This window comes from Aquirufa sp. A-Brett2-W8 (assembly GCF_054558755.1).
This window is the reverse complement of record NZ_JBPXKS010000007.1, coordinates 82979-96444: the sequence shown is the minus strand read 5'-3', so window position 1 is coordinate 96444 and position 13466 is coordinate 82979. Positions and strand designations below refer to the sequence as shown.

9 protein-coding genes are annotated in these 13466 nt (G+C 39.3%); 5 read left to right on the top strand and 4 right to left on the bottom strand.

The genetic code is table 11. The features are described 5' to 3' along the window. Positions 1-2 precede the first annotated feature (2 nt). Positions 3-974, bottom strand: coding sequence for a tryptophan--tRNA ligase (gene trpS / locus ACST13_RS08050; RefSeq protein ID WP_459522680.1), 972 nt, complete (start codon positions 972-974; stop codon positions 3-5). Between the two features lie 118 nt (positions 975-1092). Between trpS and ACST13_RS08045 the strand changes: the two genes are divergently transcribed. From ACST13_RS08045 to trxA, 3 genes are all read left to right on the top strand, one after another. Next, positions 1093-1776, top strand: coding sequence for a DUF2461 domain-containing protein (locus tag ACST13_RS08045; protein ID WP_459522679.1), 684 nt, complete (start codon positions 1093-1095; stop codon positions 1774-1776). Between the two features lie 6 nt (positions 1777-1782). Then, positions 1783-5349 carry a DNA polymerase III subunit alpha gene (gene dnaE / locus ACST13_RS08040; protein ID WP_459522678.1) on the top strand — a complete coding sequence of 1189 codons (3567 nt, stop codon included), beginning with the start codon at positions 1783-1785 and terminating at the stop codon, positions 5347-5349. 72 nt (positions 5350-5421) lie between these two features. Then, entirely contained in the window at positions 5422-5745 is a 324-nt protein-coding gene (gene trxA / locus ACST13_RS08035; protein ID WP_459460052.1) for a thioredoxin, read from the top strand. Here the strand turns inward: trxA and ACST13_RS08030 are convergent. Further along, positions 5742-6944, bottom strand: coding sequence for an aspartate aminotransferase family protein (locus ACST13_RS08030; protein WP_459522677.1), 1203 nt, complete (start codon positions 6942-6944; stop codon positions 5742-5744). The genes trxA and ACST13_RS08030 overlap by 4 nt on opposite strands. An 89-nt stretch (positions 6945-7033) precedes the next feature. On the opposite strand from ACST13_RS08030, the gene ACST13_RS08025 reads away from it, so the two are divergent. Together ACST13_RS08025 and ACST13_RS08020 are read left to right on the top strand one after the other, a co-directional pair. Then, positions 7034-9565, top strand: coding sequence for a DUF5686 and carboxypeptidase regulatory-like domain-containing protein (locus ACST13_RS08025; RefSeq protein WP_459522676.1), 2532 nt, complete (start codon positions 7034-7036; stop codon positions 9563-9565). Positions 9566-9631: 66 nt separating this feature from the next. After that, entirely contained in the window at positions 9632-11812 is a 2181-nt protein-coding gene (locus ACST13_RS08020) for a sodium-translocating pyrophosphatase (RefSeq protein WP_459522675.1), read from the top strand. A gap of 82 nt (positions 11813-11894) precedes the next feature. Here the strand turns inward: ACST13_RS08020 and ACST13_RS08015 are convergent, their stop codons facing one another. Then, on the bottom strand, positions 11895-12461 hold the full coding sequence (locus ACST13_RS08015; RefSeq protein ID WP_459522674.1) for a 50S ribosomal protein L25/general stress protein Ctc: 567 nt from the start codon (positions 12459-12461) through the stop codon (positions 11895-11897). Between the two features lie 61 nt (positions 12462-12522). Then, positions 12523-13464, bottom strand: coding sequence for a ribose-phosphate pyrophosphokinase (locus tag ACST13_RS08010; protein ID WP_459522673.1), 942 nt, complete (start codon positions 13462-13464; stop codon positions 12523-12525). Positions 13465-13466: the final 2 nt, after the last annotated feature.

Genomic DNA, 13466 nt, shown 5'->3' with positions numbered 1-13466 from the left:
GCTTAGAACTTAAATTCAGATCTGATACGTTTGATGGTAGCTTCTGCAATCGGCTGTACTTTTTGCTCCCCTATCGCTAGTTTTTCTTCAATGATTTCAGGGTGAGCAATGAAATAGTCAAATTTCTCTCTCGCCTCTTTGAAATAGCTGAGCATTAGTTCGTGCAAAGCTTGTTTTGCGTGGCCATAGCCGAAACCACCCGCTAGGTAATTAGCACGCATTTCTGCTACTTGGGCTGGGGAGGCCATTAATTGATACAGTTTGAAGGTAATATCGGTGGAAGGATCCTTCGGTTCTTCTAAAGGAGTCGTGTCAGTGACAATTTTCTTGATTTGCTTTAATAAGTCCTTTTCTGGTAAGAAGATATCAATGTAGTTATTTAATGACTTGCTCATTTTAGCGCCGTCTAGGCCAGGAATGGTCATTACGTCTTCATTAATTCGCGCTTCTGGTAAAACAAAAATGTCTTTATTATATCGCTTATTTACGGAATTGGTGATGTCGCGGGTCATTTCGATGTGTTGTCTTTGGTCCTTACCTACCGGAATAATATGCGCATCATATAAAACAATATCTGCAGCTTGTAAAACGGGATAAGTGAATAAACCGGCATTTACGTCAGATAATTTATCTGATTTATCTTTAAAGCTATGGGCATTTGCCAACATCGGAAATGGCGTGAAGCAATTTAAATACCACATCAATTCGGTGTGGTAAGGGGCTAATTTAGATTGACGGTAGAAGTAATTCTTTTCTGTATCAAAGCCAAAGGCTAACCAAGCTGCCGCTATAGACAACGTATTATTTCTAATACTTTCGCCGTCTTTTAGGGACGTTAGGGTGTGTAAATCCGCGATAAATAAAAAAGATTCATTACCTGCTTGCTTTGAAAGCTCGATGGCAGGCATGATGGCACCTAATATATTTCCTAAATGGGGCTTTCCAGAGGCTTGTATGCCCGTTAATATCCGCATGGCTTTAATTATAATTTATGCAAAAATCAATAAAATAGACCGTAACTCCAAAGGATTTGCGCTTGGGCATTCGAGCTAAATTCGCTAAATTCGTTTTTACATTTTCATCCCCGTTTTCATGCCTCTTTCTCTAAGCCTTTTGGCCTTTTTGCGTGACCTTCGTGTGAATAATTCACGGGAATGGTTTGCCGAAAACAAGGCAATCTATGAAAAGGAGAAAAAAGGATTTGATGCGTGGACCACTGAATTGATTACCGAGTTTGCAGATTTTGAGAATATGGATGGTGTTTTGTTAAAGCATTGCTCCTACCGCATTTACCGGGACGTTCGATTCTCTAAAAATAAAGAACCTTATAAGACCTGGTTTTCAGCTAGTTTTTCAGAAGGTGGGCGAAAGTCCGGATTGATGGACTATTATGTTCATATTGAGCCGAATGGATCGTCATTTTTAGGTGGTGGAATGTACTCTCCTAGTCCAGAGCAATTAGCTGCTTATCGTCAAGAGATTGATTATAATGCGGCAGGATTACGTAAAATCATTAAGAATCCGAAATTTGTGGCCGTTTTTGGTGAGGAAGTGGGTGAAAGTTTAGTTAGAATCCCTAAAGGATACGATACAGACCATGCTGACGCGGAGTTATTGAAGAAGAAACAATTGTTTTTTTGGAAAAAATATACAGATGAAGATGTCTGCAACCCGATGTTTACTAAACAGCTGATTTCTGATGCGAAGGTATTAAAACCTTATTTAGATTTCATGAATGCTATATTTTTTGAAAAAGAACCTTTTATAAAAGAATAAACTCCTATGCAATTTTCGCATTTGCACAACCATTCCCAGTTTTCACTCTTAGATGGTGCGTCTAAGATTTCGTCTATGTTTAAAAAGGCGAAAGAAGATAATATGCCCGCTGTGGCTATTACAGATCATGGGAATATGTTTGGGGTATTTCAATTCGTGGCGGAAGCGGGTAAGCAAGGTGTTAAACCGATTGTGGGTTGTGAGTTTTATTTAGTGAATGATCGCCATAAGCAGGTTTTTACGAAAGAATTAAAGGATAAGCGTTACCATCAGTTGTTTTTGGCTAAGAATCCGGAAGGATACCAGAATTTGGTCAAATTAAGTTCTTTGGGTTTCATGGAGGGGATGTATTCGAAATACCCCCGGATTGATAAGGAATTGGTTTTAAAATACCATAAAGGCTTAATTGCAACGACTTGTTGCTTAGGCGCTTCAGTGCCTCAAGCTATTTTGCGTGATGGAGAGGACGCAGCGGAAAAGGAGTTTAAATGGTGGTTGGATTTATTTGGTGAAGATTATTATATCGAGGTACAGAATCACTTTATTCCGGAGCAACAAACGGTGAATGAGGTGTTACTTCGTTTTGCGAAGAAGTATAATGTAAAGGTGATTGCATCGAATGATAGCCATTATTTGGACCAAAAAGATGCTAATGCGCACGATATTTTGCTTTGTATTAATACAGGTGAAAAGCAGGCCACTCCTACTTATAAAGATATTGAAGGTGATTTTGATATGAAAGGAAAGCGCTTTGCTTTCTATAATGATCAATTCTACTTCAAGACGACGGAGGAGATGACGAAGCTTTGGTCACATATACCAGAGGCAATTGATAATACGAATGAGATTGTGGGTAAGGTGGAAACCTTGAAGCTAGAGAAGGATGTTTTATTACCTAATTTCGTAATTCCATCCACTTTCCTAAATCAAGATGATTTCCTTGAGCATTTAACGATGGAGGGCGCAAAGAGGCGCTACATCGATATTGATCAAGTTGTCGAAGAACGTTTGCGATTTGAATTGCATACAATTAAGACGATGGGATTTGCAGGTTATTTTTTGATTGTAGCTGATTTTATTCAAGCTGGTCGTGATTTAGGCGTTTATGTGGGACCTGGTCGTGGTTCTGCGGCTGGTTCGGTAGTTGCCTATTGTTTAGGGATTACGAACATTGACCCGATTAAATATAATCTCCTTTTCGAGCGTTTCTTGAATCCCGATCGGAAGTCCTTACCCGATATTGATACTGACTTTGATGATGAAGGCCGCCAAAAAGTAATCGACTATGTGGTCGATAAATACGGTAAAAATCAAGTAGCTCATATTGCCACTTATGGTACTATGGCCGCTAAAATGTCTATAAAGGACGTTTCACGCGTTTTAGACCTCCCCTTACAGGAATCGAATGCGTTAGCGAAACTCGTTCCGGATAAACCCAAAATTACCTTAGAACGTATTTTTAATGCGGCACTTACAGGAGATAATAGTTTAGCCGATAAGGAAGGTTTTAATTCGGAGGAATTAGAACAAGTGAAAGAGCTAAGACGCATAAAGGTAGCAGGAGGATTACCTTCAACGGTAATTGAGAATGCACTCGTTTTAGAAGGTTCTGTGCGTGGAACCGGTATTCACGCGGCAGGAATCATTATTGCCCCCTCTGATTTAACTGATATTTTGCCTGTTGCCACCTCTAAAGATGTTAATCTCTTAATTACCCAGTATGATGGCTCCGTGATTGAGAATGCAGGTGTGATTAAGATGGATTTTTTGGGACTGAAAACCCTCTCCATTTTAAAAGAGTCTGTTCGCTTAATTAAACAAAATCATAATGAGACGATCATTTTAGATGATTTACCTTTAGATGATCAGCTTACTTTTGAATTATATCAAAGGGCAGAAACGAACGGTACTTTCCAGTTTGAATCCCCGGGAATGCAGAAGCACCTACGTGATCTAAAACCCGATCAGTTCTCTGATTTAATTGCGATGAACGCCCTATTCCGTCCAGGGCCGATGGTCTACATTCCTAATTACATTGCTCGCAAGCATGGAAGAGAGAAGATTGAATACGATTTGCCAGTAATGGAAGAGTATTTGAGTGATACCTACGGTATTACGGTCTACCAAGAGCAGGTAATGCTTCTTTCTCAGAAGATAGCCAATTTCACGAAGGGAGATGCTGATGTGCTTCGCAAGGCCATGGGAAAGAAGGACAAGGCCACAATCGACAAGATGAAGGGCAAGTTTATGGAAGGTGGAGTAGCGAACAATCATCCGGTGAATAAACTAGATAAAATTTGGACTGACTGGGAAGCTTTTGCTCAATATGCCTTTAACAAATCGCACTCAACTTGCTATGGATTAGTGGCTTATCAAACAGGTTACTTAAAAGCAAACTACCCTCCAGAATTTATGTCGGCGGTGCTTTCGAACTCGTTAGGCAACATAGAGAAGATCACTTTCTTTATGGATGAGTGTAAGCGAATGGGATTAAGTTTACTAGTTCCAGATGTGAATGAATCGTCTCGTTCATTTGCGGTAAATAAGAAAGGCCAAATACGTTTTGGCTTAGCTGCCATTAAAGGCGTGGGTGAAGCAGCAGTCGATGCGATTGTAGAGGAGCGTATGAAAAATGGGGAATACAAGGATATTTTTGATTTTGTTTCGCGCATTAATGTACGCCAAGTAAATAAGAAGAGTTTAGAATCACTCGCTTTTGCCGGTGCATTTGATTGCTTTCCTGAAGTGCAGCGTTCTCATTATTTTGCTGTAGATCCGCAAGATAATACCAACTTCATTGAAAAAATTGTGCGTTTTGCCTCTAAAATGAGTGAATTGAAGGTATCTGCTACGGCGTCCCTTTTTGGGGAATTAGGTGCAGGAACGGGAAATGATATAGCAAAACCACGCATTCCTACTTCTGAACCATGGTCTGTCATGGAACAATTGAAAAATGAGAAGGAAGTGGTGGGCGTTTATATTTCTGGACATCCTTTGGATGATTACAAAACAGAAATTTCCAATTTCTGCAATTCACATACAGGGCAACTTGAATCTCGTCCAAACCAAGCGCAATCTTTTGCTGGGATCGTAACTAAAGTTAATGTGCGGACTTCTGCAAATGGAAATCAATTTATGATTTTCACTCTCGAGGATTACGCGGGTAATTTTGAGTTTGCCCTATTTTCCAAGGATTACATCCAGTTTGAGCGCTTTATTGCCCTAGATCGTCTATTGTTTATTAACGGTTCTTATCAATTAAAGAATCGTCATATGGATCAAATGGTGTTCAAAATACAGTCTATCGAATTATTATCCGAAATTTTAAGCGATCGTACGAAAGAGATCAAATTGCGTTTAGAACTGAATCAACTAAATCCTGGCTTATTAGATCTATTGCAGGAAACTTTAGAGCGTAATAAGGGAGAAAAGAAATTAACCATTGAAGTTTATGATGATCAAGAAAAAATAGGAATGGATTTTCTTTCTCGTAAAATGCAGGTTTCTATCAATAAGGGCTTGATTTCTGAGCTGAGAGAGCTTGAAAATGTGGGCTTTAGATTAATTTCTTAAATATTTTTTACCGGGAACTAATTCTTATCCGGGTTTTGTTTTAATTTTGAATTTTATAAAATATATCAAACAATGGGAAAATACGTAGAGGCAACAGATGCTAATTTTCAAGAGTTAATCGGCACTGATACACCAGTTTTAGTAGATTTTTGGGCAGAATGGTGTGGCCCATGTAAGATGATCGGACCGATCGTAGAGGAATTAGCAGGGGATGTAGAAGGTCAAGCGATTGTGGCAAAAATGAATGTAGATCAAAATTCAGCGGTACCTGCGTCACTAGGTATTCGTTCTATTCCTACTTTAATGGTGTTTAAGAACGGTGAAATGGTAGAGCGTCTTGTAGGAGGAAATATCCCGAAGTCTGTTTTAGCTGAAACTTTATTGAAGCACGCTTAATCTGGCGCGTAGACTTTATTCATAGCCTGTAACAAGATGTTGCAGGCTATTTTTATTTCCTCTTCTGTGATGGTCAAAGGAGGGGCAATTCGAAGTGAATTATCGCAGAATAGGAACCAATCTGTGATTAATCCTTGAAGGATACATTCATCTATGACGGCTTTGACCGTTTTAAAATCTTTCATTTCGACCGCTAGCATGAATCCTATGCCGCGTACCTCATGAATGATGGGGTGTTTTAATAAACTCTTGAAAAGATCGTTTTTAGTTGGAATTTCATCCATTAATCCTTCTTCAAGAATGTAGTGTAAAGTAGCTAGTGAGGCAGCGCAGGAAACTGGATGTCCTCCAAAAGTGGTAATGTGGCCCAGTACAGGCTCAAAACTTAAGGTCTTCATCACTTCATCATTCGCTAAAAAAGCGCCAACGGGCATTCCTCCCCCCATTCCTTTAGCTGTTAGTAAAATATCCGGGATAATGTCCATGGCTTGAAAAGCCCAGAAAGTTCCTGTTCTCCCGAAACCCGATTGAATTTCATCAATAATTAATAAGGATCCAGTTTCAGTACATCGCTTGCGCAAGGCTTGGAAGTAGCTAGGTGATGCTGTTTTTATTCCGGCCTCCCCTGCTACAATTTCGATCACTACTGCCGCTGTTTTATTGGTTATTTTAATCAGATTAGCTATGCAGCCATGGTGAATGTGGCGAATATCAGGTAATAATGGTCTAAAGGCATTTTTGAAATTCTCATCCCCTGCGATGGATAATGCACCTTGGCTAGCACCGTGGTAAGCATCGAAACAAGAGATGAACTCGGTTCTGCCTGTGTAGCGTTTAGCTAATTTCATAGCACCCTCTACTGCCTCTGTTCCAGAATTAGTGAAGTAGACTTGATTTAAGTGGGTTGTTCTAGTAGATTTTACTAGGGCCTCTGCGAGTTTTACTTGAGGACTTTGGATATATTCTCCGTAGACCATTAAATGCATATAGGCGTCGACTTGGTCCTTTATTGCTTTTACGACGCTTGGATTTCGGTGACCTACGTTCGAAACGGCAATCCCGGAAATTAAATCGATATAGGATTTTCCTGCCGAGTCATATAGATAGACTCCTTCTGCCCTAGTTATTTCTAAGGCTAAAGGCGCATCTGATGTAGGCGCCATAAATTTCTGGAAGAGTTGTCTATGTGTGTAAGCCATATGCAGTAAAATTACGTTAATTATCGTTAATCGTCTGCCGTTTATCAAATTTATCCTTTGGTTTTGCGCGTTTCGTTTTATTTTGCAGAATGAAATTATTTCTTCTGCTTCTTTGCTCTTGTATTAGCCTTCATGCCCAAACGCTTAGTGGTGTAGTTTGTTCTAATAAGGGTGAATTGATGCCTTTTGCAACTATTTGGGTGAATGATTTGAATAGAGGTACGCTGGCAAATGAAGATGGGAAATATGCTATTACCTTACCTAAAGGAGAGCATGAAGTTGTTTTTCGATTTCTTGGTCATACACCTAAATCACAACGATTAACTATATCAGCTGATGTTTCCTTAGATGTTGTTTTATCCGAGGAAGCCATCACATTGCAAGACGTGAATGTGGGTGGTTTAAAAGAAGATCCAGCAATAGGCATGATGCGTCGTATGATTTCGATGGCACCTTTTCATTTAAAAGAGATTGATCGGTATTCTGCCAAAGGTTATGTGAAAGGTGCTGGGAAAATCACCTCCATCTCTAAAGTGATGAATGCTCTTGTGGGAAAGAAGATGGAAAAGGAAGCTGGAATTAAGGTAGGTTCCACTTATGTATTAGAAGGAATTAATCAGATCACTTACACTAAGCCAAACAAAATAGAGGAAAAGGTAGTATCAAATCGCAATAACCTTCCTTCTGTGATTAAAAATTCAGGAGCGCCTAATCTGCGCATTACTCAAACTAATTTTTACCAACCTAAGGTGTGGGGCTCCTTGATTTCTCCTATTTCAGCCTCTGCTTTTTCATACTATACTTTTGCTTACTTAGGTAGTTTTCAGTTGAATGGACAAACGGTTTCTAAAATACAGGTTAGACCTAAATCAGTTTCATCTGATTTATTTGAAGGTACATTATCCATTGTCGAAGATACTTGGAGTATCTATTCGTTTAGTTTAGCCTTTCGAAATTCGCAGGGCTATTATACGTTTCAACAACAGAATGTCCTGTTTCAAGGTGTTTGGATGCCGATAAATTATGATGTGAATGTTAATTTCGAAGCGATGGGCTTTGGTGCTACTTTTCGTTACATCACGCAAGTAAAGGAATATTCGATTAAGGTGAATCCAGCCTATGTTGTAAAGCCAACGATTATAGAAGAGCGCTTGCATAAGGATTGGGCAAAGGAAATAAATAAAGAAAAAATCTCCACTCCTAAATTAGCTTTGAGCTCAGATATAACACGCAAAAAGCTTAAAAAAGTGCTTAAAGAGTTAGATAAGGAAGAGAAAAAAGAAGTAAAAGAAGAGTTTAGTTCGGATTATACATTTACGGTGGATTCTACCGCTTCCAGTAAAAAAGAGGAATTCTGGGCCTCGGAAAGACAAATACCATTGACGGAGGCAGAGGTAAAGGGTTATAAAGAGGCGGATAGTCTGTATGTTCAGGATGAGAAAAAACGGATTAAGGATTCTATTAATGCATTACCTCGTTTCCGCTATGGAGATATATTTAGTGCCAGAACGTATTCTTATGGTCAAAAGGGATTAGGTGCTCGTTTGTCAGTCAGTGGTTTTCAGTCAGGATATAATGCGGTGGATGGAGCTAGTTTAGGCCGATCTGTTAATTACCGCTTTACTTATAAATTAGCTGATTATTGGGGAACCGGATTTGATGTTCGTTATGCTTTCTCTAGAAAAGCGTGGAATGGTTCTGCCTATGTGGAACGTAACTGGGATGAGAATCGCCAGCGAATGAATCTTTCAGGAGGTTCAGCTATACAGCAGATTAATTCCACAGAACCTGTTCCAGAAATTGTAAACCTGTATTATGCCTTGTTCCTATCTCAAAATTATCTGAAGTTATACCAAAAGGATTTTATAAAGGCTTCTTATAGGGTTCAAATGAATGCTAAATGGAATGTGAACTCGACTCTTGAAATGCGTTCACGTTCTAGCTTAGTGAATCAGGAGGAGAATGGTTTTTTCTTCAAGGAGCGTCGTTTTGAGTCTAATGGTCTTCCCTTTGCCACTAGTAAGCAACTTTATGGTTCAATTATAGTTCGATATCAACCATTCGCTACTTGGAGGAGATATAATGGATCTCGAAGATTGTCCAATGAGGTGGGTCCTACCATTTCGGGTGCTTATGAACAGGCGTTTGGAGATGATTCCTTTAACAAAGTATCTCTGCAGGTTTCTCAGTCTGTCTCATTAGCTAATTGGGGTGAAATTAATTACCGAGTTTCTGCAGCTCATTTTATCAATAAACCCACTTTGTTAGTTGATTATCAGCATTTCAAAGGAAATGAAGTGAATGTCTCCTCTGGAGAATCAAGCTTTTTTGCCCTTCCCTATTATGCGCTTTCGAACTCTGGAGATCATTTAAAGGCATTTGTTAACTGGGAACCGCGTAAATTCATCCTTACCCAAAACGCGTTTTTATCCCTTTATGGATTGAAAGAGAAAGTGGGTTATGCTTATCTTCAAACGTCCATAAGTTCTCAAGTAATTAATTACCAAGAGATTAGTTATGGCTTGACGGGAATTGGTAAAATCTTAGGCATCGATTTAGTCTATCCTATGGGGACTGTAGTGCCCGAAAAATGGAAAGTTCTGGTCAGATTGCCATTCTAATTGTTTATTTGCACCTTTTTACCTAAATTGTGCTAAATTTTTTGAGTATAATCTAAATTAACCTTTATGAATCAAATTGTTTACTTAGTTCCTGCTTTTGGTTTAGTGGGATTGCTGTACACAGCATGGAAATTTAACTGGGTCTCTAAACAGGATGCCGGAAACGAAAAAATGCAGGAGTTGGCTGGTTATATCGCAGATGGTGCGATAGCCTTCTTAAAAGCAGAATGGAGAATTTTAACATATTTCGCTATTCCTACCGCTATTTTATTAGCTTGGTTAGGATCTCAAGAGGGAACTCCGGAAAATCCGATTCACTCCTCCCCTTTAATTGCAGTTGCTTTTTTAATCGGTGCTGTATTTTCAGCAACGGCTGGTTATATTGGAATGATCGTCGCTACAAAGGCGAATGTTCGTACGGCAGAGGCTGCTAGAACTTCTTTAGCTAAAGCATTGAATGTTTCTTTTACTGGAGGTTCAGTGATGGGAATGGGAGTTGCTGGTTTAGCTATTTTAGGTTTAGGTGGTTTGTTTATTGCTTTCTATCAATATTTTGCGGCAGGGAAAGCTTTGACATCAATGGAGATGAGAACGGCAATCGAAGTATTAGCTGGTTTTTCTTTAGGAGCTGAGTCTATTGCTTTATTTGCTCGTGTAGGTGGTGGTATTTATACTAAAGCAGCCGACGTAGGTGCTGACTTAGTAGGAAAAGTAGAAGCAGGTATTCCTGAAGATGATGTACGTAATCCGGCTACTATTGCAGATAACGTGGGTGATAACGTAGGTGATGTGGCTGGTATGGGTGCTGATTTATTTGGTTCTTATGTAGCTACCATCCTTGCAACAATGGTTTTAGGACAAGAAATATCTGTTACAGATAATTATGGAGGCTTCTCCCCTGTTTTATTACCGATGTTAATTGCAGGTGTAGGCTTATTAGCTTCCTTAGTAAGTACGTTCTTTGTTCGTATTTCTAGTGAAACAGCTTCTGTTCAAAATGCGTTGAACGTAGGTAATTATACTTCTATTGCGATCACATTCGTTACATCTTATTTTTTAGTTAAGAATATTTTACCCGATAGCTTAACGCTTCGTGGTACTACATTTACTTCAATGGATGTGTTTTATGCGATTATCGTGGGTTTAGTGGTAGGAACTTTGATGTCTATTATTACAGAATATTATACTGCGATGGGAAAACGTCCAGTAGATTCAATTGTACAAAAATCGGGTACAGGTCATGCGACTAACATTATTGGTGGTTTAGCTGTAGGTATGGAGTCTACTGTATTACCTATTCTAGTTTTAGCAGGTGGTATTATCGGTTCTTACCACTTTGCTGGTATTTATGGTGTTTCTATCGCTGCAGCTGGTATGATGGCTACAACGGCTATGCAATTAGCTATTGACGCTTTTGGTCCTATTGCTGATAATGCAGGTGGTATCGCAGAAATGGCTCAACTACCTCCCGAAGTTCGTGATCGTACAGATAATTTAGATGCAGTAGGAAATACAACTGCGGCAACGGGTAAAGGTTTTGCGATAGCTTCGGCTGCTTTAACTTCCTTAGCTTTATTTGCAGCTTTCGTGGGTATTGCAGGAATTAGTTCTATCGATATTTATAAAGCTGATGTATTAGCTGGTTTATTTGTAGGTGGAATGATTCCATTTATTTTCTCTGCTTTATGTATTTCCGCAGTAGGTAAAGCGGCGATGGAAATGGTGAACGAAGTTCGTCGTCAGTTCCGCGAGATTCCTGGTATTATGGAATACAAAGCGAAGCCAGAATATGAAAAATGTGTAGCGATCTCTACAGAGGCTTCTATTCGTCAAATGATTCTTCCAGGCGCTATTGCTTTAACAGTTCCTGTTATTGTTGGTTTCACTATGGGACCTGAAGTTTTAGGTGGTGTATTAGCTGGTGTAACCGTTTCAGGTGTATTGATGGGTATTTTCCAATCAAATGCAGGTGGAGCTTGGGATAACGCTAAGAAATCATTTGAGAAGGGCGTTTTGATCGATGGTCAAATATATAAGAAAGGTTCTGAGCCTCACAAAGCTGCCGTAACAGGTGACACAGTGGGAGATCCGTTCAAAGATACGTCTGGACCTTCTATGAACATCTTGATTAAATTGATGTCGATCGTATCGTTGGTTATTGCTCCTTACATTCACGTAGGTTCTATTGACCATGCAGCGAAGATCGAAAAGGCTCCAATCGTGAAAGCGTTTGTAGCTAAGAAATAAGTCTAATATTAATTAGGCATAAAAAAGCCCCGCAATTGCAGGGCTTTTTCTTTATCTATCAATCTGTTTTTCCTTTAAGGAATTAAGCTGTTATTTTACCTCTTAATGCTCTTGGGATTTCGATTGTCGCTACTGGGTTGGATATTGGATTTAAGATCTCACATCCTTCTACCTGTAGTTTGTTTACTTTAACTGTTTGACCTAAGTCTAAACCAGATATATCAATTGTTACGAAATCAGGGATGTTTTCTGCTTGACCACGTAAAGTTACTTTACGTAATTTTTGCACCATTTTACCCCCTTTAATAACACCTGGAGAATTTCCAATTACTTTAATAGGTACAGCAATCTTGACTGCTTTGCCTTTTTGAATTTCTAGGAAGTCTACGTGGTAGATCATCTCGTTCACTGGGTGAAACTGTGAATCTTGTAAGATTGCACGGTATTTCGTACCCTCAATGTTTAATTCAACTTCGTATACATCCGCAGAATATAATAATTCACGGAAAAGGATCATTGGAACAGCGAAATGAACTTGCTCCGAACCACCATACAATACACATGGTGCTAAAGCTTCGTTGCGTAAATCATTTGCGCTCTTCGTACCGAGATTCGCTCTTTTAAACCCTACAATCTCTAATTTTTTCATCTTGTTTTTGTTAATGCTTCCAGTCTTTCGCACAAAGGCTATCCCCTAGAAACGGTTGAAATTAATATTTAATAAATAATGAACTGATAGATTCGTGATCACGGATACGTCCGATGGCCTTTGCGAAAAGCTCAGCAACCGAAAGAATCTTAATTTTGTCACATGCTTGTTTAGAAGGAATCGTATCCGTCACTAATAATTCTGCTAAAACAGAATTAGAAATGTTTTCGTATGCTTTTCCTGATAAAACCGGGTGGGTGACAACCGCCCTTACTGAATTTGCTCCCTTATCCATGATTAATTGAGCTGCTTTGCACAAAGTACCTCCGGTGTCAATTAAGTCATCGACTAAGATCACGTCAGCACCCTTCACTTCTCCAATTAATTGCATGGAGGCAATTTCATTAGCACGTTTACGGTGCTTATCGCAAATAACCATCTCCGCATTGAAGAATTTAGCCATGTTGCGAGTACGAACAACACCTCCCACATCAGGGGATGCGAAAAGGATGTTTTCTAAATTTAAAGACTTTAAGTAAGGAACAAAGATGGCATTACCTTCTAAGTGATCTACTGGGAAGTCCATGAAACCCTGGATTTGGCCTGCATGTAGATCAATCGTCATTAAACGATCAGCTCCTGCTGCAGTTAATAAATTGCCAATTAATTTTGCTCCAATACCCACGCGTGGACGATCTTTACGATCTTGACGAGAATACCCAAAATAAGGAATAACAGCTGTTACATAGTGAGCTGATGCGCGTCTAGCGGCATCAATCATTAATAATAACTCCATCAAATTATCCGCCGATGGGAACGTAGACTGAATGATAAATACATCACAACCACGTACTGATTCGTCAAAACTGGGTGACATTTCACCGTCTGAGAATTTTAAGGTTGTGACAGCGCCTAAATCTTTTCCATAAAACTTAGCAATATCCTTTGCTAAATAATTAGAAGCAGAACCAGAAAATATTTTAACTGCGTTAATCGCTGCCATGT